The organism is Curtobacterium sp. MCLR17_051 (assembly GCF_003234395.1).
Taxonomy (GTDB): domain Bacteria; phylum Actinomycetota; class Actinomycetes; order Actinomycetales; family Microbacteriaceae; genus Curtobacterium; species Curtobacterium flaccumfaciens.
The window spans coordinates 17473-39231 of sequence record NZ_QKTA01000006.1 but is presented as its reverse complement, the minus strand read 5'-3'; the positions used below and the strand labels follow the sequence as shown (position 1 = coordinate 39231).

Annotated in this window: 20 protein-coding genes; 7 read left to right on the top strand and 13 right to left on the bottom strand. The window is 71.2% G+C overall.

All coding sequences use genetic code 11. The features are described from left to right. Positions 1-4 precede the first annotated feature (4 nt). From DEJ06_RS07215 to DEJ06_RS07195, 5 genes are all read right to left on the bottom strand, one after another. Positions 5-2938 (bottom strand): DNA translocase FtsK, encoded by a 2934-nt coding sequence (locus tag DEJ06_RS07215; RefSeq protein ID WP_111038873.1) that lies wholly within the window; start codon positions 2936-2938, stop codon positions 5-7. Positions 2939-3067: 129 nt separating this feature from the next. Beyond that, complete coding sequence (locus DEJ06_RS07210; RefSeq protein WP_027464761.1) at positions 3068-4744, bottom strand: ribonuclease J; 1677 nt, start codon at positions 4742-4744, stop codon at positions 3068-3070. A 49-nt stretch (positions 4745-4793) separates the two neighbouring features. Further along, the gene (dapA, locus tag DEJ06_RS07205) at positions 4794-5771 is read right to left on the bottom strand and encodes a 4-hydroxy-tetrahydrodipicolinate synthase (protein WP_017885921.1); all 978 of its coding nucleotides are present in this window, start codon (positions 5769-5771) and stop codon (positions 4794-4796) included. A 125-nt stretch (positions 5772-5896) separates the two neighbouring features. Continuing rightward, positions 5897-6394: a dihydrofolate reductase gene (locus DEJ06_RS07200; protein WP_110864737.1), complete on the bottom strand. Its 498-nt coding sequence runs from the start codon at positions 6392-6394 to the stop codon at positions 5897-5899. Next, positions 6394-7224 (bottom strand): thymidylate synthase, encoded by an 831-nt coding sequence (locus DEJ06_RS07195; protein WP_111038872.1) that lies wholly within the window; start codon positions 7222-7224, stop codon positions 6394-6396. The genes DEJ06_RS07200 and DEJ06_RS07195 overlap by 1 nt, the downstream gene beginning before the upstream one ends. A 38-nt stretch (positions 7225-7262) precedes the next feature. Here DEJ06_RS07195 and DEJ06_RS07190 point away from each other — a divergent pair, with 38 nt between their 5' ends. Then, complete coding sequence (locus tag DEJ06_RS07190; RefSeq protein ID WP_111038871.1) at positions 7263-8177, top strand: TIGR01777 family oxidoreductase; 915 nt, start codon at positions 7263-7265, stop codon at positions 8175-8177. A 19-nt stretch (positions 8178-8196) separates the two neighbouring features. Here DEJ06_RS07190 and DEJ06_RS07185 read toward each other — a convergent pair whose 3' ends face one another. Together DEJ06_RS07185 and DEJ06_RS07180 are read right to left on the bottom strand one after the other, a co-directional pair. Further along, entirely contained in the window at positions 8197-8661 is a 465-nt protein-coding gene (locus tag DEJ06_RS07185) for a tetratricopeptide repeat protein (RefSeq protein ID WP_111038870.1), read from the bottom strand. 14 nt (positions 8662-8675) lie between these two features. After that, complete coding sequence (locus DEJ06_RS07180; protein ID WP_258372445.1) at positions 8676-9422, bottom strand: 4-hydroxy-tetrahydrodipicolinate reductase; 747 nt, start codon at positions 9420-9422, stop codon at positions 8676-8678. A 23-nt stretch (positions 9423-9445) separates the two neighbouring features. Between DEJ06_RS07180 and DEJ06_RS07175 the strand changes: the two genes are divergently transcribed. Then, complete coding sequence (locus DEJ06_RS07175; RefSeq protein WP_111038868.1) at positions 9446-9937, top strand: GNAT family N-acetyltransferase; 492 nt, start codon at positions 9446-9448, stop codon at positions 9935-9937. A 49-nt stretch (positions 9938-9986) separates the two neighbouring features. Here DEJ06_RS07175 and DEJ06_RS07170 read toward each other — a convergent pair whose 3' ends face one another. Continuing rightward, entirely contained in the window at positions 9987-10589 is a 603-nt protein-coding gene (locus DEJ06_RS07170) for a histidine phosphatase family protein (protein ID WP_027464756.1), read from the bottom strand. An 8-nt stretch (positions 10590-10597) separates the two neighbouring features. After that, positions 10598-11932 (bottom strand): pitrilysin family protein, encoded by a 1335-nt coding sequence (locus tag DEJ06_RS07165; protein WP_111038867.1) that lies wholly within the window; start codon positions 11930-11932, stop codon positions 10598-10600. Positions 11933-12183: 251 nt separating this feature from the next. On the opposite strand from DEJ06_RS07165, the gene DEJ06_RS07160 reads away from it, so the two are divergent. Continuing rightward, positions 12184-12831: a TetR/AcrR family transcriptional regulator gene (locus tag DEJ06_RS07160; RefSeq protein WP_071405592.1), complete on the top strand. Its 648-nt coding sequence runs from the start codon at positions 12184-12186 to the stop codon at positions 12829-12831. A gap of 261 nt (positions 12832-13092) precedes the next feature. Then, positions 13093-13620: a YbhB/YbcL family Raf kinase inhibitor-like protein gene (locus DEJ06_RS07155; RefSeq protein WP_111033188.1), complete on the top strand. Its 528-nt coding sequence runs from the start codon at positions 13093-13095 to the stop codon at positions 13618-13620. A gap of 185 nt (positions 13621-13805) precedes the next feature. On the opposite strand, the gene DEJ06_RS07150 is transcribed toward DEJ06_RS07155, so the two are convergent. Further along, entirely contained in the window at positions 13806-16085 is a 2280-nt protein-coding gene (locus DEJ06_RS07150) for a polyribonucleotide nucleotidyltransferase (protein ID WP_110864729.1), read from the bottom strand. A 281-nt stretch (positions 16086-16366) separates the two neighbouring features. Here DEJ06_RS07150 and DEJ06_RS07145 point away from each other — a divergent pair, with 281 nt between their 5' ends. Continuing rightward, a complete protein-coding gene (locus DEJ06_RS07145; protein ID WP_111038866.1) occupies positions 16367-17584 on the top strand; it encodes a hypothetical protein in 1218 nt (405 codons plus the stop codon). Between the two features lie 19 nt (positions 17585-17603). Here DEJ06_RS07145 and DEJ06_RS07140 read toward each other — a convergent pair whose 3' ends face one another. From DEJ06_RS07140 to DEJ06_RS07130, 3 genes are all read right to left on the bottom strand, one after another. Next, entirely contained in the window at positions 17604-18221 is a 618-nt protein-coding gene (locus DEJ06_RS07140) for a CE1759 family FMN reductase (RefSeq protein WP_111038865.1), read from the bottom strand. Between the two features lie 335 nt (positions 18222-18556). Continuing rightward, positions 18557-18826 carry a 30S ribosomal protein S15 gene (rpsO, locus tag DEJ06_RS07135; protein WP_017885935.1) on the bottom strand — a complete coding sequence of 90 codons (270 nt, stop codon included), beginning with the start codon at positions 18824-18826 and terminating at the stop codon, positions 18557-18559. Between the two features lie 100 nt (positions 18827-18926). Continuing rightward, positions 18927-19376, bottom strand: a complete 450-nt coding sequence (locus DEJ06_RS07130; RefSeq protein WP_084741173.1) for a VanZ family protein — start codon at positions 19374-19376, stop codon at positions 18927-18929. A 182-nt stretch (positions 19377-19558) separates the two neighbouring features. On the opposite strand from DEJ06_RS07130, the gene DEJ06_RS07125 reads away from it, so the two are divergent. Both DEJ06_RS07125 and DEJ06_RS07120 read left to right on the top strand, forming a co-directional pair. Next, entirely contained in the window at positions 19559-20635 is a 1077-nt protein-coding gene (locus DEJ06_RS07125; RefSeq protein ID WP_146245002.1) for a glycoside hydrolase family 6 protein, read from the top strand. Positions 20636-20693: 58 nt separating this feature from the next. Then, positions 20694-21743 (top strand): M4 family metallopeptidase, encoded by a 1050-nt coding sequence (locus DEJ06_RS07120; protein ID WP_111038863.1) that lies wholly within the window; start codon positions 20694-20696, stop codon positions 21741-21743. Positions 21744-21759 lie beyond the last annotated feature (16 nt).

Sequence of the window (21759 nt, the reverse complement as noted above, 5' to 3'; positions counted from 1 at the left end):
GCCGTCACTCCCTGCCCGTCAATCCCCACGCGTCCTCATCGGGCTCGTCGTGGACTTCATCGTACCCGCGGGTCATGTCCCCGACGGGGTCTGCTCCGTAGCGGTCACCGTCGCCGGACGGCGTCGGGGCCGGCGCTGCCGGAGCGGCCGCGGCGGGCGGCTCCTCGCCACGGAGCTTCGCGAGCACCGCGGGCAGCTGGTCGGCGGTCACCAGGACGTCGCGGGCCTTCGAGCCCTCGGACGGCCCGACGATGTCGCGCGACTCCATCAGGTCCATCAGGCGACCGGCCTTGGCGAAGCCGACGCGGAGCTTGCGCTGCAGCATCGACGTCGAGCCGAACTGGGTCGACACGACCTGCTCGACGGCCGCGAGCAGGAGTTCGAGGTCGTCACCGATGTCGGCGTCGATCTCCTTGCGCTCGACCACGGCCTGGACGTCCTGGCGGTACTCGGGCTGCGCCTGCCGCGTGACGTGCTGGACGACCTCGGCGACTTCGCCCTCCTGCACCCAGGCGCCCTGCACGCGGAGCGACTTGGACGAGCCCATCGGCAGGAAGAGGGCGTCGCCCTGACCGATGAGCTTGTCGGCGCCGGGCTGGTCGAGGATGACGCGGGAGTCCGTGACGCTCGTCACCGCGAAGGCGATGCGCGACGGCACGTTCGCCTTGATCAGGCCGGTGATGACGTCGACCGAGGGGCGCTGCGTCGCGAGCACCAGGTGGATGCCGGCGGCACGGGCGAGCTGGGTGATGCGGACGATCGACTCCTCGACGTCACGCGGCGCCACGAGCATGAGGTCGGCGAGCTCGTCGACGACGACGAGCAGGTACGGGTACGGCTTGAGCTTCCGCTCGCTGCCCGCCGGCAGGACGATCTCGTTGTTCTCGATCGCCTTGTTGAAGTCGTCGACGTGGCGGAACCCGAACGACGCCAGGTCGTCGTACCGCATGTCCATCTCCTTCACGACCCACTGCAGCGCTTCGGCCGCCTTCTTCGGGTTCGTGATGATGGGCGTGATCAGGTGCGGGACACCGGCGTAGATCGAGAGCTCGACGCGCTTCGGGTCGACCAGGACCATGCGGACCTCGGATGGCTTCGCACGCATCAGCAGCGACGTGATCATCGAGTTGATGAACACCGACTTGCCGGAACCGGTGGAGCCGGCGACGAGCAGGTGCGGCATCTTCGCCAGGTTCGCGACGACGAAGCCGCCCTCGACGTCCTTGCCGACGCCGATCGTCATCGGGTGCTTCGACTTGCGGGCGGCGTTCGAGCGCAGCACGTCACCGAGCGAGACGATCTCGCGGTCGGTGTTCGGGATCTCGACGCCGATGGCGCTCTTGCCCGGGATCGGCGACAGGATGCGGACCTCGTTCGAGGCCACCGCGTACGACAGGTTCTTCGACAGGGCCGTGACCCGCTCGACCTTGACGCCCGGGCCGAGCTCGATCTCGTACCGGGTCACCGTCGGCCCGCGGGAGAACCCGGTGACCTTCGCGTCGACCTTGAACTCGGTGAGCACCCCGGTGATGGCGGCGACGATGTCGTCGTTCGCCTGGCTGCGCGCGACCGAGGGCGTTCCGGAACTCAGCGTCGTGGCGGCGGGCAGTCGGTAGGGCTTCGACGGATCGTCGTCGGAACCGGCGGCGGCGGCGCTCAGCTCGGCGGCGGCGTCGATGTCCTCTGGCTCGTCGACGATCTCGGGCTCGGACAGCACCTCGGGCACCGCGGGACGGATGTCGGCGGTCGGCTCCGGCCGCGCGGGGACGTCGGTGCCGAACGCGCGGAGCGCCTGCTCGGCGTCCTGCAGGTCCTGCTCGACGGAGTCGTTGAGGTTGACCGACGCGGGCTCGGCCGGCGTGAGGTCGACGAGCCCGGCGGCGGCACCGGCGTTCGGGCTCACCGCGGGCGCAGCGGGCACGACGGGGGCAGCTGGTGCGACGGCAGCGGCAGCCGGGGCGACCCCGGTGGCCGGGGGCAGGACGGGGCTGTCGTACGCCGGGTCCTCTTCGCGCCCGGACTTGTTCCGGCGCCACCACGGCACGTTGTCGCCACCGGCTTCGGCGTCGGCAGCGGCCTGCTCGTCACCGAACCCGAGGTCGTCGAACAGCTGGAAGTCGGTGTCGCCCTTCTTGCCGCGCTTCGACGTGCGGGCGCGGGCAGCGGGCTCCGCCACGGCGGCGGCGTCGGCCTCGGGTTCTGCTGCGGGGGCCGGGGCGCCGAACAGGTAGGCGTAGAGCTCGTGCAGGCGCCGCCCGAGCTTGTTCGGCGGTGTCTTGGTGATGATGAAGAGCGAGAGCACCAGCAGCACGATCGCCACGGGGACGGCCACCCAGGCCGTCGCGATCGTGACGAGCCAGCCGATGACCACCCAGCCGAGCACCCCACCGGCGGCAGCGAGCGCGGGCATGCCGTCGGCCGCGCTCGGACGGCCGCCGAAGACGTGGCAGAGCGAGGCGATCGACACGATCAGGATGCCCAGGCCGATGCCGATCCGGGTGTTGTCGTGCACCGAGGCCGGGTGCCGGAACAACCACCCGGCGAACACGATCATGATGACGGGCAGGGCGAACGCGAGGCGGCCGAACAGCCCACCGAACGTGTACGCGTCGAGTGCGACGGAGACACTGTTGGTCGGGTTGAGCCACTCGACGACCCCGCCGGCGATGGCCAGCAGGAACAGCAGGAACGGGAACCCGTCGCGCCGCTGGTCCTTCTCGAGGGTCTCCTTGCCGAGCAGCCGGAACATCGCGCCGACGCCGTGCGCCATCGCGAGCCAGAATGTCACGAGCGGGTTCTGCTCGCGGAACACCGGCGTGGGTGCGGCCTGCGGCAGCTTCTTCGTCGTGGCCTGGGTGCGCGACGAACCGCGCGTCCCGTTGCCACGGGACGACGTGGACGCGCGCGAGCGCGTGGTCGACTTGGTGCCTCCGGCCATGGGCAGAACCCTAACGCCCGCTCAGGACAAACGCAGGAAGGCCCGCCGCAGCGTCCGTGACGGACGCTGGACGGGCCTCCCGGGCCGGACGGACGCGAACGCGAACGCGCGCCCACCCGCGAACGGGCCCTACGCCTCGATGACCACCGGGACGATCATCGGACGACGGCGGTGCTTGGTGTTCACCCAGCGACCGACCGTGCGACGGACGACCTGCGCGAAGGCGTGCGAGTCGCGCGTGCCGTTGGCCGCGGCCTCGGAGATCGCCTTGGCGATCTGCGGGCGGACGTCGTCGAACACGGAGTCGTCCTCGGCGAAGCCACGCGACTGGATCTCCGGGCCGATCACGCACTGCCCGGTGGTGAAGTCCACCGCGCAGAAGATCGAGATGAAGCCCTCTTCCGCCAGGACGCGGCGGTCCTTCAGGTCGGCGTCGGTGATCTCGCCGACGGTGGAGCCGTCGACGTAGACGTAGCCGATGTCGAGCTGGCCGGCGACCGTCGCGACGCCGTCCTTCAGGTCGACGACGATGCCGTCCTGCCCGAGGATCACGTTGCGCGGCGGGACACCCGTCTGGATCGCCAGGTCGGCGTTCGCGTACAGGTGGCGGTGCTCGCCGTGGACGGGGAGAACGTTGCGCGGCCGCAGGATGTTGTAGCAGTAGAGCAGCTCGCCGGCGGAGGCGTGTCCGGAGACGTGCACCTTCGCGTTGCCCTTGTGCACGACCTTCGCACCGAGCTTCGTCAGCCCGTCGATGACGCGGTACACGGCGTTCTCGTTGCCCGGGATGAGCGACGACGCGAGGATGACGGTGTCGCCCTCGCCGATCTCGATCTGGTGCTCGAGGTTCGCCATGCGGGCCAGGACGGCCATCGGCTCACCCTGCGACCCGGTCGACATGTAGACGATCTGGTCGTCGGGGACGTTCTTCGCCTTCTTCGTGTCGATGAGCACGTTCTCCGGCACCCGCAGGTACCCGAGGTCGGCGGCGATCGTCATGTTGCGGATCATCGAGCGCCCCATGAACGCGACCTTGCGGTTCGCGGCCGCGGCGGCGTCGAGGACCTGCTGCACGCGGTGCACGTGCGACGAGAAGCTCGCCACGACGACCTTCTTGCGGGCGCGCATGATGATGTTCTCGAGCACCGGGCCGATGTCGCGCTCCGGAGCGGTGAAGCCCGGCACGTCGGCGTTCGTGGAGTCCGGCAGGAACAGGTCCACGCCGGCCTCGCCCAGACGGGCGAACGCACGGAGGTCGGTGATGCGGTCGTCCAGCGGGAGCTGGTCCATCTTGAAGTCACCCGTGTGCAGCACACGACCGGCGGGGGTCGTGATCGCGACGGCGAGGGCGTCCGGGATGGAGTGGTTCACGGCGACGAACTCGAGGTGGAACGGGCCGATCTGCTCGGTCTGGTCCTCGGCCACGACGAGCGTGTACGGCTTGATCCGGTGTTCCTTGAGCTTCGCCTCGACCAGCGCGAGGGTCAGCGTGGAGCCGATCAGCGGGATGTCGTCGCGGAGCTTGAGCAGGTACGGGACGGCGCCGATGTGGTCTTCGTGGCCGTGCGTGAGCACGACACCGAGGACGTCGTCGAGGCGGTCACGGATCGGCGAGAAGTCCGGCAGGATCAGGTCGACACCGGGCTGGTGCTCCTCGGGGAACAGCACGCCGGCGTCGACGATGAGCAGCTTGCCCTCGTACTCGTAGACGGTCATGTTGCGACCGATCTCGCCGAGGCCCCCGATGGGGACGACGCGGAGGGTGCCGGCTTCGAGCGGCTGCGGTTCGGAGATCTGTGTGGGCATTCGGTCCTACGGATTCGGGCGACGCGCGTGCTGCGCGCCGCGGTGTTCGCTAGCGGGTGGTGCCTGGCACCTTCGGTAGTGCACCGCCGGCCGCCGCGTTGCGGTCGGGGCGGAAGTTCGAGAAGTCGGCGCCGGGCACGTCGCGCACGGCTTCGAGGGAGGTCTCGATGGCGTACGCCTCGGAGTCCTCGGGGCCGACGAGCGGCAGTCGGACGCGCGGGCTGCCGATGCGGCCGAGCCCGTGCAGGATGTACTTGGCGGCCACGGTACCGGGAACGTGCGTCATCACGGCGCGGACGAGCGGCTCGAGTCGCTTGTGCTCGGCCGTCGCGGTGGCCAGGTCGCCCCGGTTCACGGCGTCGACGATGGTGCGGTACGGCGCGCTCGTGATGTTCGCGGTCACGCCGATCAGGCCGGTGGCGCCGATCGACAGGTGCGGGAGCACGTTCGTGTCGTCGCCGGAGAAGTACATGAGGTCGGTGTTGTTCAGCACCCGCGAGACCTCGGCGAAGTCGCCCTTGGCGTCCTTCACGGCGAGGATGTTCGGGTGCTTCGACGCACGCAGGATCGTGTCGTACGTGATCGGGATGCCGGTGCGGCCCGGGATGTCGTACAGGATCACCGGCAGGTCGGTGGCGTCCGCGATCATCCGGAAGTGGGTGAGGACACCCGACTGCGTCGGCTTGTTGTAGTACGGCGTGACGATCATCACGCCGTCCGCGCCGGCCTTCTCGCTCTGCTTGTACAGGTGGATCGCGTGCGCGGTCTCGTTCGAGCCACCGCCCGTGATGATCTTCGCGCGGCCAGCGGCGACGGACTTGCCGACCTCGACCAGCCGGAGCTTCTCCGGGTCGGTCAGCGTCGACGTCTCGCCGGTCGTGCCGGTGACGACGATGCCGTCGGCGCCGGCGGTGATGCAGTCGTCGATGTGCTGCTCGACGCCGGGCCAGTCGACCTCGCCGTCGGCCGTGAACGGGGTCACGAGGGCGACGAGGACCTGACCGAAGGGATTCTCACGCGGGGACACGGGCACCAGCGTACCGGGGATGCGCGCGAGGACCGCCGTCCGCGTGGACGGTGGACCGCCTGCGGCGCGGCCGGGAGGCCCGGATCACGTCCGTCCCGCCGGTCACGCCCGGCGCGTGCGGGCGCTCAGGCGCGGCGTTGCCACTCCAGGAACCGGTAGCGGGTGCCCGTGCGGGATTCCTGCCACGGGCCCTCGTCGGCGAGCGTCCAGCCGGCCGCCTCGTCGAGCGTGGGTGCGACGGTGTCGCCGGGCACGTCGACGTCGATCAGCGTCTCGGAGACGTGGTCGGCAGCGTCGAGTGCGGCGGCGTAGACCTGACCGCCGCCGATGACCCACACGGTCTCGTCGGCGCCCTCGGCACGCTCGAGTTCGGCCTGCAGGTCGTGCACGACCTCGGCGCCGTCGGCCGTCCACGTCGTGTCCCGGGTGAGCACGACGTTGCGCCGACCGGGCAGCGGCCGGAAGCGCTCGGGCAGGGACTCCCAGGTGCGCCGGCCCATCAGCACGGTCGCGTCGCCGGTGACCTGCTTGAAGTGCGCCAGGTCCTCGGGCACGTGCCAGGGCATGCCGCCGTCGGCACCGATGACGCCGGTGGTCGAGCGGGCCCAGACCATGCCGATCATCAGACGGCGACCGCGGCCTTGATCGCCGGGTGGTGCTCGTAACCGACGACGGTGAAGTCCTCGTACTCGTAGTCGTCGATCGAGTCGCGCGGAGCGAGTTCGAGCGTCGGCATCGGGTACGCCGTGCGGGACAGCTGCTCCTCGACCTGTTCGACGTGGTTGTCGTAGATGTGGCAGTCGCCGCCGGTCCAGACGAAGTCGCCGACCTCGAGCCCGGTCTGCGCTGCGATCATGTGGGTCAGCAGCGCGTACGAGGCGATGTTGAACGGGACGCCGAGGAACATGTCGGCGCTCCGCTGGTAGAGCTGGCACGAGAGCTTGCCGTCGTTGACGTAAAACTGGAAGAAGGCGTGGCACGGGGCGAGCGCCATGTCCGGAACGTCGGCCACGTTCCACGCCGAGACGATGAGGCGGCGGCTGTCCGGGTTGGTCTTGATCTGGTCGATGACCTGGGCGATCTGGTCGACGTGCTCGCCCGAGGGGGTCGGCCACGAGCGCCACTGCACGCCGTACACCGGGCCGAGGTCGCCGTCGGCGTCCGCCCACTCGTTCCAGATCCGGACACCGTGCTCCTGCAGCCAGGTGGCGTTGCCCTCGCCGCGCAGGAACCAGAGGAGCTCGTACGCGACCGACTTGAAGTGCACGCGCTTGGTGCTGACGAGGGGGAAGCCCTTCGACAGGTCGTAGCGGAGCTGTGCGCCGAACAGGCTCCGGGTGCCGGTGCCGGTGCGGTCACCCTTCGGCGAGCCCTCGGTCAGGACCCGGCGGAGCAGGTCTTCGTAGGGCGTCGGGACGGAGGCGTCGGGCTGTACGGTCTCGCTGTCGGTCACACACAGAAGCCTACGTCGGTGTGAGTAGCGTTGCGGGTATGCCCGACACGACGGAACAACCGCTCTCGATCCTGGTGGCCGGCTCGTCCGGGTTCATCGGGACGCCCCTCGTCCGCGCCCTGCGCGAGGCGGGGCACCACGTGACCACGCTCGTCCGCCGCGAAGCACGCACCGCGACCGAGTTCCGCTGGGCACCGGGGCGGCGTCCGCTCGACCCGGCGATCCTCGACGGCGCCGACGTGGTGATCAACCTGGCCGGCGCGAACATCGGCAAGCTGCCCTGGACGGACGCCTACCGCAAGGAGATCCGCAGCTCGCGCATCGACGCCACCGACACCCTGGTCGAGGCGATGCGGCACGCCGCCACTCCCCCGGCGCTGTTCCTGTCGGGCTCGGCCTCGGGCGTGTACGGCGATCGCCCGGCCGACGTGCTGCAGGACGACGCCGCCGCGGGCACGGGCTTCCTCGCCGACGTCTGCACCGCGTGGGAAGCCGCCGCGAACGCCGCTCCCGCCGGGGTCCGGGTCGTCACGCTCCGCACCGGCATCGTCATCGGCAAGGGCGGCGGTGCGCTCGCGCCGCTCGTCCCGCTGACGAAGCTCGGCGTCGGCAGCCGGCTCGGCACCGGTGGCCAGCACTGGCCCTGGATCGCACTCGAGGACGAGGTCGGCGCGATCGTGCACCTGGCGACCGCGGCACCGGACGTGTCGGGTCCGGTGAACCTGGCGGGCCCCGAGCCCGTCGTGGCCGACCGCATCACGAAGCACGTCGCCGAGGTCCTGCACCGCCCGTACCTCTTCCGGATCCCCGAGTTCGCCCTGCGCCTGGCGCTGCGGGACGCCGCCGACGACATGCTCCTGTCGAGCCAGCGGATGGTCCCCACGAAGCTGCTCGAGTCCGGCTACACGTTCCGGTACACGCAGGCGGCGGACGCGATCGACGCCGTCTTCTGATCCGCCTCCGGCCCCGGGGTCAGCGGTCGGCGGCGCGCGCCAGGGCGGTGCGCATCGCCGACCGTGCGCGCTTGCGGTCACCGGCGGCGTCGTAGACCACACCGAGCCGGTACCAGGCACGCCAGTCGGCCGGGTCCTGCCCGACCGCGTCGCGGTACCGCGGGAACAGCTCATCGGCGGCGTCGCGGATCGGCCGGCCCGACGGCCGCACCGGGACGACGTCGTCCGGGGTGCCGCCCTCGGCCTCGAGCCGCGCGCCGAGCCGGGTGATGCGGATGCCGAAGCGGAACTCCAGCACGAGCAGGAGCGCCCCGATCGCGGCGACGACGAACAGCGCGACGCCGATGCCGATGCCGATCGGGATCCCGGTCGCGATGAAGGCGACGGCGCGCTGCCCGACGAGCACGATGTACAGGGCGAGCAGCACCGCCATCAGCGCTGCACCCCAGAACGGCGAGCGGATCGTGCGTCCGGCCCGCTCCATCCGACCCACGGCGGTCAGCCGATGCCGAGGACGCTGCCGAGGCCCACGGTGAGGCCCCGCGCCGACACCACGTTCGCCAGCGCCGCACGGATGCCCGCGACGTAGGCGACGTCGTCGTTGGTGTCGTGCCGGATCGTCAGCGTCTCGCCGGGTCCGCTCAGCACGACGTCCTGCACGGCCTTCACCCCGGGGAGCCGGAGCGAGTGGATGGGCACGCTGGCGACCTGCTGGCCGCGGGCGCGCTGGTCGACGTGCGGGGCGTCCACGGGACCGACCTCGCGCCGGGCGTCGGCCATCAGCTCGGCGGTGCGCACCGCGGTGCCCGAGGGCGAGTCGATCTTGCCGGCGTGGTGGGTCTCGACGATCTCGGCGGCGGGGAACCACGGTGCCGCGATCGTCGCCAGGTGGGTGCCGAGCACGGAGCCGATCGAGAAGTTCGGGACCACGAGCACCCCCTGGTCCGGGCGTTCCCGCAGCCCGGTGCGGAGCTTCGCGAGCCGGTCGAGCGACCAGCCGGAGGTGCCGACGAGCACGTTCGCGCCGCTCGACAGCGCGTTCTCCACGATCGCCGGGCTGAGCGACGGCACCGTCACGTCGACCACCAGGGTCGCACCGCCGAAGACCGACGGCGGCGCCTCGTGCGCGCCGTCCTTCGACGACAGGCGGGCGACGAGCTCGAACTCCGGGAGTTCCTCGACGACGGACGCCACGAGGCCCCCGAGACGACCGGTGGCGCCGACGACGGCGACGGGAGTGACCATGCGGTCCATCCTAGGATCGACGCATGTCAGTCGAGGTCAGGACCGTGCCGGCCGATCTGCCCGAGGTCGACGCGCTGCTCGACGCGTACCTGGACGAGCGCGAGGCGACGTTCCCGAGCACGCAGGGCACGTACTCGCGGAAGCGCACCCCCGCGGCCGAGTTCACGCCGCCGAACGGGGTGTTCGCGGTGGCGTACGACGACGACGTCGCGGTCGGCTGCGGCGGCATCCGTCGGATCGCGGACGGGGTCGACGCGACCGGTGCCGCCGACGTCCGGTTCGAGGTCAAGCACGTCTTCGTGGCGCCGGCCGGGCGCGGCACTGGCGTGGCGACGGCCGTGATGGACCTGCTCGAGCGGGCCGGGGCGGACCTCGGCGCGACGAGCATCGTCCTCGACACGAACGACTCGCTCGTGGCGGCCGGCGCGATGTACCGCGGCCGCGGGTACCAGCGGGTCGAGCCGTTCAACGACAACCCGAACGCGACCGCCTGGTACCGCAAGCCGATCGCCTGAGCCGCCACGGGCCTCCCGGCCGCGCCACCGCGGACCGGACGGGCAGCCGCTAGACGGGCTGGTCGACGGGCAGACCCGTGCGCAGCTCCACCGGCAGGTGGGCCAGGTCGTTCAGCGTGACGACCTCGGCGGGCTTCGCCGAACGGATCCGGATGATCGTGAGCGCGGTGTGGGCGACGTTCGTGCCCATCCAGCGCCACTCGGGGGCTTGGAACGCCTCGCGCACGAACCAGCCGATCACGGCGTTGTGGGTGATCAGCAGGTCGTGCCGGTCCTCGCGCGCCGGGGTGAACCACTCCGACACGGCGTCGCCCATCTGGGCCTGCCCGGCGACGATCTCCTCTTCGGTGATGCCGCCGTACCAGCCCTGGTAGGCGTGCGGCATGTCCGGGGTCGGGCCCGAGGGGATGCAGTCGAACAGCAGTGTCGAGGGCTCGGGCTGGATCGACGGCAGGCGCTGCGACAGGAACGCGGCGGTCTCGCTCGGGGCCTCGAGCGGCGAGTGGTACACGCCGTCGAAGGGCACGCCGCCGAGACGGTCCGCGATCAGGGTCGCCTGACGCTTGCCGCGTTCGGAGAGCTTGCCGTCCCGCAGGCCGTGTTCGGCGTCCTGGTGTTCGCCGTGCCGGACGAGGTACAGGTAGTGCGACATGTCCGTGCTCAGCTGCCGATCCCGATGGCCGCGGCGAGTTCGTCCTGCTGCACGGCACCGACGACCGAGGTGATCGTCGGCCGGGTGAGCAGGTCGCGCGCGAGTTCGAGCACGCCGTCGGTCGTGACGCCGTCGACACGCTCGAGCGCCGTCGACAGGTCGGTGTACTCGCCGGTGCCGAGCTCGGAGCGGCCGAGGCGGGTCATGCGGGCGTCGGAGTCCTCGAGCGAGAGCGTCAGCGCGCCCTCGATCTGGCCCTTGGCACGTCGGAGCTCGTCGTCGGTGATGCCGTGGTCGACCATCCGGCGGAACTCGGCGTCGACGATGTCGATGACACCGGCGACGTTGTCCGGCGCGCAGCCGGCGTAGACACCGAAGGCACCGTTGTCCAGGTACGCAGGGGCGAACGACGACACCGCGTAGGCCAGACCGCGGCGCTCACGGACCTCTTGGAACAGACGCGAGCTCATGCCGCCACCGAGCACGGCGTTCAGGACGCTGAGCGAGGGACGACGGTCGTCACGCAGGTCGAGGCCCTGCGAGCCGCGGAGCATGCTGACCTGCTCGGTCGGGCGGTGCACCACGGTCAGCTTCGCCTCGGCCGGGTCGGCCACGGTCTCGGGCGTGCGGCGCGGCAGCGGCTCGGCGTCCGGGGCGTCGTGGAAGACGCCGGCGACGAGCTCGCAGAACCGGTCGTGGTCGACGGCACCGGCGGCGGTGACGACGATGCCGTTCGGCGCGTAGTGCTCGCGGTAGTGGGCCAGCACCTCGTCGCGCTGGACCGCACGGATGCTGTCCGGGGTGCCGCCGATCGGACGACCGAGGGGGTGTCCGCCGAACGCCGCGGCGAAGAACGCCTCGCCGGCGAGGTCGGCGGGGTCGTCGGCGGCCATCGCGAGCTCTTCGAGGATGACCCCGCGCTCGACGGCGAAGGCATCCGGTTCGAGCACCGAACCGGTGACCATGTCACCGATGACGTTCACGGCCATCGGGACGTCGGTGTCCCGGACCCGTGCGTAGTAGCAGGTGTACTCCTTGGCGGTCGCAGCGTTGTGCTCACCGCCGACCGAGTCGAACGCGATGGCGATGTCGAGCGCCGACCGGGTCTCGGTGCCCTTGAAGAGCAGGTGTTCGAGGAAGTGCGTCGACCCGAACTGCCCGTCGCGCTCATCACGCGAACCGACGCCGACCCAGAACCCGATGCTCGTCGACGCGGCACCCGGCACCGCCTCGGTCAGCACACGGACACCCGAGGGCAGCACGGTGCGACGGACGAAGGCCCCGCCGGACGTCAGGAACGACGTGTCCGGGGCCCCGAGCGGCAGTGGCACTGGCTGGTTCATCGCAGACGAGCCTAGTGATCCGTCGATGCCTCCCGCCCAGTTTCCCGGTCTCGGTCGCATGCCACTCGAAGTGGGGTACAGAAAATGTGGACAGACCGACTCGTCTGTCTGTCCTCCTTGTGCTACTGTTGGCCACGCCGGATCGAAAGCCCCCCTAAGTTCCGATCCGGCGGCTCGGGACATCAGTCCTGCGCGACCACCGAGTCCCCCCACTCCGGTCGCGGAGCCGATGAGTCCGAGGAGTACACGCTGTGACGGTCGATTCCCCCCAACCGGCCGTCCAGCGTCTCCCCGGCCCGAGCACGAACCTCGCGTCGCCGGACGGGTCGAGCGTCCCCCCGACTCCCCGCTCCGGCGGCGCGAAGGTCCGTGTCCTCGAGACCGCCACGCGACTCTTCTACGAAGAGGGCATCCACAGCGTCGGCGTCGACCGTCTCATCTCCGAGGCGAGCGTCACGAAGGCGACGTTCTACAAGCACTACGGGTCGAAGGACAACCTGATCCTGGCCTACATCCGCACCCAGCACGAGCGCGTGCAGGAGCGGATGGAGCAGCTCATCACCGACGCCGGCTCCCCCGAGCGGGCCGTTCGCGCGTGGGTCGCCGCACTGGCCGACGACGTCAACGACCCGGCGTTCCGCGGCTGTGCGTTCCTGCACGCCGCCGCCGAGTACCACGACCCGCGCGACCCGGTCCGCCAGGTGGTCGCCGTGCACCGCGACTGGTACACCGAGCGACTCGCGACCCTGCTGCAGGAGGCCGGACACCCCCTGCCCGGCGACGGCGCCGACGAGCTCATGCTCGCGCGCGACGGTGCGATGGCCGGCGCGTACGCCGGTGACGCGATCGCCGCCACCGCCGCGCTCAACCGCGTGGTCGACCGGGTGCTCGCGGGCTGACGCTCGGCTCGTCGCCAGCGCTGTCGCTTTCGCGAAAGCGACAGATCACCCCGAACAGTTCGCGGGGTCCTGTCGCCTTCGCGGCACGGACGCACCCGCGCGACGCACATGTGTCGCTTTCGCGGGGCGGTCGAGGCGACCGCGGCCGGACGGGAGGCCCGTGGCGGGCCCGCACCGCGCCTCCAGGCCGTCACGTGCGAACTCCCACAGCCCCGCGCGCGCACCGAGCGCAGCCCGAGCCGGCGGGTGTTGGCTGGGGGCATGGCCAACGACCCCAACTGGAACCTGCCCGACGTCCCGTCCTTCACCCTGACGAGCCCCGACTTCACCGACGGAGGCGAGCTGCCCACCTCGGCACGCGGCTCCGACGTCGGCGGTGAGGACCGCTCCCCCGCACTCGAGTGGTCGGACGCACCCGAGGGCACGAAGAGCTTCGTCCTGACCGTCTACGACCCCGATGCCCCGACCGGCTCCGGCTTCTGGCACTGGAGCCTGACCGACATCCCGGGCTCGGCGACGTCGCTCCCCGCAGGCGCCGGTACCGACGACGCCCTGCTGCCCGCCGAGGCACTCCGCCGCCGCAACGAGTTCGGCACGGACACGTTCCTCGGGGCGGCTCCGCCCGCGGGCCACGGTGTGCACCGCTACTTCTTCACGCTGAGCGCCCTCGACGTCCCCGTGCTCGAGGTCCCCGCCGACGCGACCCCCGCGGTCGTGGGCTTCATGCTCCGTGGGCACCTGCTCGGGCGCGCGCAGCTCATGGGCACGCAGGAGACCCCCGCGGCCTGACCGGCACGCGTGGCACGGTGCCGCGATCGTTCGCGCACAGCGACAGTTCACGCGGCGCCGTGCCCGTGAGGTGTCGCTGACCGCGAAAGCACGCGCGGCCAACGCGTGGCACCTGCCCTGCAACGGCGAACGGCCGCCGCCCCGGAAGGGACGGCGGCCGTTCGTGCGTCAGGACGCGGAGAGGATCAGCCCTCGGCCGGGTCCTCGGCGTGGGCGCGGACCGTCTCGGCCGAGGTGGAGTCACCCTCGGTCTCGTCGGCCACGACCGGCGCGAGCGACAGCTTGCCGCGGTCGTCCACCTTGGTGACCTCGACGAGGACCTTCTGGCCGACGCCGAGCACGTCTTCGACGTTCTCCACACGCTTGCCACCGGCGAGCTTGCGGACCTCGGAGACGTGGAGCAGACCGTCACGGCCCGGGAGCAGCGACACGAAGGCGCCGAAGGTGGCGATCTTCACGACGGTGCCGAGGAACTGGTCCCCGATCTCCGGGTTGGTCGGGTTTGCGATCGCGTTGACCTGGGCACGAGCGGCCTCGGCCGACGGACCGTCGACGGCGCCGATGTAGACGGTGCCGTTGTCCTCGATCGAGATGTCGGCACCCGTGGTGTCCTGGATGCCGTTGATCGTCTTGCCCTTCGGGCCGATCAGCTCGCCGATCTTGTCGACGGGGATCTGCACCGAGATGACGCGAGGAGCGGTGTCCGCCATCTCGTCGGGGGCGTCGATGGCCTCGTTCAGCACACCGAGGATGGCCGAGCGGGCCTCCTTGGCCTGCTTGAGCGCCGCGTCGAGCACCGTCGACGGGATGCCGTCGAGCTTGGTGTCGAGCTGGATCGCGGTGACGAACTCCGAGGTACCGGCGACCTTGAAGTCCATGTCGCCGAGGGCGTCTTCCGCACCGAGGATGTCGGTCAGGGCCGCGTAGCGGGTCTGGCCGTCGACGGTGTCGGACACGAGGCCCATCGCGATGCCGGCGACCGGGGCCTTGAGGGGCACACCGGCGTTGAGCAGCGACAGGGTCGAGGCGCAGACGGAACCCATCGAGGTCGAGCCGTTGGAGCTGAGCGCCTCGGAGACCTGACGGATGGCGTACGGGAACTCGTCACGCGACGGCAGCACCGGCACGAGGGCGCGCTCGGCGAGGAAGCCGTGCCCGATCTCGCGACGCTTCGGCGAACCCACGCGGCCGGTCTCACCGGTCGAGTAGGGCGGGAAGTTGTAGTGGTGCAGGTAGCGCTTCTTCGTGACGGGCGACAGCGAGTCGATCTGCTGCTCCATCTTGAGCATGTTCAGCGTGGTGACGCCGAGGATCTGCGTCTCGCCGCGCTGGAAGATCGCCGAACCGTGGACGCGCGGGATCACGGCGACCTCGGCGTCGAGCGGACGGATGTCGGCGAGGCCGCGGCCGTCCATGCGGATCTGCTCGGTCAGGATGCGGCCGCGGACGACCTTCTTCGTGACCGACTTGTACGCGGCACCGACCTGCGAGTTGGCGACCTCGGGCAGCGAGCCCGCGGTGACCTGCTCGGCGATGGCAGCCTTGACGCGCGACTTGAGCGCGTCGTCGGCGTCCTGACGCTCGGTCTTGGCGGCGATCTTGTAGACGTCACCGAGCTCGGAGAGCGCGAGGGCCTCGACGGCCGAGTAGACCTCGGGCGCGTACGGCGGGAAGACCGGGAAGTCCTGGATCTCCTTGGCCGACTGCGCGGCGAGCTTGGCCTGCGCGTCGACGAGGGACTTGAGGAACGGCTTGGCCGCCTCGAGGCCCTGGGCGACGATGGCCTCGTCGGGCTTGGTGGCGCCGCCCTGGATGAGGTCCCAGGCGTGCTCGGTGGCTTCCGCCTCGACCATCATGATCGCGACGTCCTCGTTGCCGGCCTCGTCCGTGACGACACGACCGGCGACGGTCAGGTCGAACACGGCGTCGGCGAGCTGCGAGGCCTTCGGGAACGCGACCCACTGGTCGCCGATGAGCGCGAGGCGCACACCGGCGATCGGGCCGGAGAACGGCAGACCGGAGATCTGCGTCGACGCGGACGCGGCGTTGATCGCCAGCGCGTCGTAGAACTCGTCCGGAGCGATGCTCAGGACGGTGATGACGATCTGCACCTCGTTGCGGAGGCCGTCGACGAACGACGGACGCAGCGGCCGGTCGATCAGGCGGCAGACGAGGATGGCCTCGGTCGACGGACGGCCTTCACGACGGAAGAACGAACCGGGGATCTTGCCGGCGGCGTAGGAACGCTCCTCGACGTCGACGGTCAGCGGGAAGAAGTCGAAGCCCTCACGCGGGTGCTTGCCGGCACTGGTGGCCGAGAGGAGCATCGTTTCCTCGTCCAGGTACGCGGCGACCGCGCCCTGGGCCTGCTGTGCGAGCCGACCGGTCTCGAACCGGACGGTGCGCTTGCCGTACTTGCCGTTGTCGATGACGGCTTCGGCGAACTTGATCTCGGGACCCTCCAAAAGGGCGCCTCCTTGATGTGTTTCCGGCAGGCCGTGGCGACGGCACTCGATGGTGCGTGCGCGCCGATCGTTCCGGACGCATGTCTGGCCAGCAGTAGAAGCACTCGGGAAACCGTTCCGGCCCGCGAGCCACCACCGATGACCAGCTCCGTGCCCGGCCTGCGCAGTGTTGTGTGTGACGTCCGGGGAATGAGTCCTCGGACACGATGGACTTTACCAGTCCTCAGGCTGTCGGCGGCGCGGCTCGCTGGACTCCTGGTGAACATCGGTAGCCTGCCGACATGCGCCTCACCCCCTCGCGGGGCGTGCTCGTCGCGGCCGCCGTGGTCGTCGGCGCGCTCGTCGCCCCGGCCCTGACCGCTGCCCCCGCGAACGCCACCGAGTACCCCACCTGGCAGGACGTCCAGCGCGCCAAGGGCAACGAGACAGCGAAGCGCGCCGAGGTGCAGAAGGTGCAGGCGGCGCTGCAGTCCGCGCAGGACGAAGCAGCCGCGAAGTCGCAGGCCGCCCTGGTGGCCTCGTCGAAGGCGGACGCGGCCGAGTCGGAGTTGGCGTCGGCCACCCAGGCCGCCACGAGCCTCCAGGCCCAGGCGCAGCACGCGAGCGAGACGGCGGACCGGGCCCAGCAGCGGGCCGGCCAACTGGCCGCGAACCTGTACCGCGACGGCAGCGCGAACCAGATGACCACCCGCATCGCGACCGCGAAGAACCCGGACCAGCTGCTCTACCAGCTCGGCGCCCTCGACCAGCTGTCGGAGACCTGGGCCGGCGTCATGGACGACGCGTCCGTCGCGGCCGGCACGGCGTCGTCGCTGCACGAGCAGGCCGAGCGGGCCGAGACGGAACGCGCGACGCGCGCGCAGGCGGCCGAGGAGCGCTCGGCCGCGGCGAAGTCGGCGGAACAGGCGGCGGACGCCGCCGTCGAGTCGACGGAGCAGCACAGCGACGAGCTGTACGCGCAGCTCGCGTCGCTCAAGGACAGCACCGCGAAGCAGGAGGCCGGGTACGAACTCGGCCAGAGGGTCGCCGCGCAGAAGGCGGAGCAGCAGCGCAAGCGGGCCGCAGCGGCTGCGGCCGAGGCGGCGGCGAACGCGGCCGCGGCGAACGCCGGCAGCAGCGCTTCCAGCGGCGGCGCGACGAGCGGCGGCACCGGCTCGTCCTACCCGAGCACCGGGGGCGTCGCCGTGGACCCCGCGGCCGCACAGGCCTACGCACGGAGCGCGCTCGGGTCGTACGGGTGGGGCTCCGACCAGTTCTCGTGCCTGGTGTCGCTCTGGACGCAGGAGTCCGGGTGGCGGGCGAACGCCCTGAACGCCTCGAGCGGCGCCTACGGCATCCCGCAGTCGCTGCCGGCCGAGAAGATGGCGGTCGCCGGAGCCGACTGGCGCACCAACGCGAACACGCAGATCGACTGGGGGCTCGCGTACATCAAGAGCGCCTACGGATCACCCTGCGGGGCGTGGGGCCACGAGATGAGCGTCAACCCGCACTGGTACTGAGCCAGGGGCCGGCCGGCGGTCAGTGACCGAGGCCGCCGAGCAGGCTCGCGAAGTCCGGCGTCGCGGGGAGCGCGTCGGCTTCCTGCGGGGCCCGCCTGGAGGCCCGGATCGCCCAGGCCAGGTCGGCTCCGGCCCGGCGGATGCGACCGTCCAGGGCGGCGGCGTCACCGTCGGTCCCCCAGTCGTCGGTCGCGGCGAAGACCCCGGTGGGCACGATCGCGGCACGCAGGTACGCGAAGACCGGCCGGAGGGCGTGGTCGATCGCGAGGGAGTGCCGCGAGGTCCCGCCGGTGGCCCCGAGCAGGACGGGCATGTCGGCCATCGAGTCCTTGTCGAGCACGTCCAGGAACGACTTCGCCAGTCCGCTGACGCCCGCGGTGAAGATCGGCGTGACGAACACGACGGCGTCGGCCTCGACCACGGCGGCCATCGCTGCCGAGAGTGCCGGGGCCGCGAAGCCGGTGAGCATCGCGTCGGTGATCTCGTGCGCGAGCGGCCGGAGTTCGACGTGCACGACGTGTGCCGGGGTGCCCTCGGCGACGAGCGACGTGACGGCGGCCTCCCCGAGACGGTCGGCGAGCAGGCGGGTGGAGCTGGGCTCGGAGAGTCCGGCGGAGACGACGGCGATGGTGGTCATGATGCTTCCCGACTTTCGATGCGTTTGCATGAACATAGCATCCAACCGGGTTGCCCTCGCAACCATTCCCGCCATCGAACAGCGTGCCGATCGGTCACGACTCCCCGCGCGCTGACTGCGGAGCGGTCACGAAGTGTCGACTGGGACCGTTGTGGCCGACGAGTCGTGACCGCCGCACGAGCGCGGGCGACGTGTCGTGACCGACCTCGCGACCGACCGAGGACGGAGCGCGGTCGGAGCGGGGCCCCCGCCGAGCGTCGAACGCCCCGGGAACGAAGAACGCCCCGGTCCTCTCGAAGAGGACCGGGGCGTTCGGTCAAGCGTGTTTCGGTCGACTAGCGACGCAGGCCGAGGCGCTCGATGAGCGTACGGTAGCGGGCGATGTCGACGTCGGAGAGGTAGCCGAGGAGACGGCGACGCTGACCGACCATGAGGAGCAGGCCACGACGCGAGTGGTGGTCGTGCTTGTGCTCCTTGAGGTGCTCGTTCAGGTCGTTGATACGACGCGTCAGAACGGCGACCTGGACCTCGGGGGATCCGGTGTCGCCCGGGTGGGTCGCGTACTCTTCGATGATCTCCTGCTTGACCTGTGCGTCAAGTGCCATGGTGATCCCCTTCCTGTCCGTTGCGCGGTGCCCGTACCTGATGCACGAGCGCTCTTTGTCCGCGGCCGTTCGACGGCAACCGCACAAGACTACCAGAGTCCTAGGCGGTCCTGGGGTGCAGACGGCGCCGGCGACGACGCTCCGGCAGCAGGCTGCGGACGAGTCCGACCAGCGTCGCGCCGAGCAGTCCGCCGAGGCCGTTCGACAGCACGTCGCGCGGGTCCGCGACGCGGTACGGCAGGTAGGTGGCCTGCGCGAACTCGATGCCGGTCGACAGCGCGACCGCGACGAGCGCGCCGAGGATCCACCAGCGCCGGGGCAACCACAGCGCCGCGAGCATCCCCACGGGCACGAACATCGCGATGTTGGCGAGGAACTCGGTGCGCTCGTACGTGAACCAGGCACCGTGCGGCAGCTGCTGCACCCAGGCGATCGCGTGCAGCACGAGGGAGTTCTGGGCCGAGGTGAAGACCTGCGGGGTCAGCGTCATCCGCCAGATCACCCAGGCGTAGCCCGCGGTCAGGGCGAGGAGGAGGAGTCGACGGAACATCAGCACAGTGTGCTGCACGGTCCTGCGCGGTCGCTGGAGCGCTCCTGTCAGCCGTCGGTACGACACCTGGGCGATCGCGGATCGGCGCTGGTCAGGACTCCCCCGCACCTGTCAGCATGGGTCCGGGCGCGATCGGTGCCCGCACCACCGACACCGCACGGTCAGATCAGGAGCACCGCAGCATGCCGGAGCACGAGGCACCCAGCACCCCACGCCGCAACCGCACCGGCGGCCTGCGGCAGTGGGGGTGGATCGCCGCTGCGGCCGTCGTCGTCGCCGCGGTCGTCACGACCCTCGTGGTCGTCGGCCCGTGGAACGGCGGCCAGCCGGACGGTGACCGTACCCCGAGCGGCCGCAGCGTCGCCGAGCGGAAGTCCGCGGCCGAGGCGTTCCCGGGCGGGCTCGCGCGCCAGCCGACCGCCGTGAACCAGGCCGGCCTCCGCGAGCGCCAGGCCCGTGCCGACGGTGACACCCAGACCGCCGAGCAGATCGCGGTGATCGCCGACCAGCCGATCGCGACGTGGCTGACGAACACCTCGCGGGCCGAGACCCGCTCCACGATCCGGTCGGTGGTCAGCACGGCCGAGCAACGCGGTGGCACCCCCGTGTTCGTCCTCTACAACATCCCGGACCGTGACTGCGGCAGCTACTCGAAGGGCGGCACCGAGGACGACGCCTACCTGCCGTGGGTCCGGTCCGCCGTCCGGGCGATGGCCGGTTCGCACGCGGTCGTGCTCGTCGAACCCGACTCGATCGCCCAGATCCAGAACTGCGAGCGGCTGCGCGACGAACGCCTGCCCCTGCTGCGGAAGGCCGTCGACGCCCTGACCGGCCACGGGCTCACCGTGTACCTGGACGGCGGCAACGAGAACCGTGTGCCGACCGCCACCATGGCCGACTGGCTGCGGCAGGCCGGCGTCGACGAGGTGCAGGGCTTCTTCACGAACGTGTCGAACTTCTACCGGGTCGACCAGGAGCGCGCGTACGCCGACGAGCTCGCCGACGCGATCGGCGGCGACCCGCACTTCGTCATCGACGTCTCCCGCAACGGGCAGGGGTGGCGGGGCACCTGGTGCAACCCCGAGGGCGCTGGCCTCGGCCAGGAGCCGCACGTCACCGGCGGCAGCACCCGGCTCGACGCCCTGCTCTGGGTGAAGACGCCGGGGCTCAGCGACGGCACCTGCAACGGCGGCCCCGCGGCCGGCCAGTGGTGGGAGTCGTACGCGCTGGCCCTCGTCGAGCACCGCAAGCGCGACTGACGACGCCGCTATACGGCCCGCGCAGGGCCGTGTCGGTGCCCGGTGGTTGCATGTGCACATGACCGCGACCGACCGCATCCGCTCCGTCGTCCCGCCCTACCTGCTCCGCGCCGTCGCCGACGCCGATGCGTTCCCCCGGGCGGCCTCGGCGGCACGCACCGCACTGGCCTCGCTCGACGCCGTGCAGGCGCCGAAGCACGCGCACCTGGTCGCACCGCGCAGCGTCAGCGGCGCCGTCGACCGCTCCCCGCAGCGGACGATCACCGACGCGCACGGCACCACGACGCTGCCCGGCACCGTCGTCCGGCGCGAGGGCGACGCCGACTCCGGTGACGCCGCGGTCGACGAGGCGTACGCGGGCCTCGGCGCCACGCACGCCTTCTGGCTCGAGGTGTTCGACCGGGTGTCGATCGACGGCGCCGGACTCCCCCTCGACGCGACCGTGCACTACGGCCAGGACTACGACAACGCCTACTGGGACGGCAACCGGATGGTGTTCGGCGACGGCGACGACGAGGTGTTCCGCCGCTTCACCGTCGCGCTCGACGTCATCGGCCACGAGCTCGCGCACGGCGTCACGCAGTACACCGCCGACCTGACCTACCAGGGCCAGTCGGGTGCCCTCAACGAGTCGATCAGCGACGTCTTCGGCTCCCTGGTCGCCCAGTACGCGGCGGGGCAGACGGCGGAGCAGGCGAGCTGGCTCATCGGCGAGGGGCTGTTCACCGACGCCGTGCAGGGCGACGCGCTCCGGTCGATGCGGGCCCCCGGCACCGCGTACGACGACCCGGTGCTCGGGAAGGACCCGCAGCCGGCGACCATGGCCGGTTTCGTCGACACCACGGACGACGCCGGCGGGGTCCACACGAACTCCGGCATCCCGAACCACGCGTTCTTCCTGGCGGCCACGGCCATCGGCGGCCCCGCGTGGCTGGGTGCCGGCGCCGTCTGGTGGGACGCCCTGACGTCGGCCGAGGTGACCGCCTCGATCGACTTCGCGGGGTTCGCCGCCGTCACCGTCGACGCGGCCGGGCGGCGGTTCGGGGACGGTTCCGCCGAGCAGACCGCGGTCCGTCAGGCCTGGCAGCAGGTGGGCGTGCTCGACTGAGCAGGCCACCCGGGCG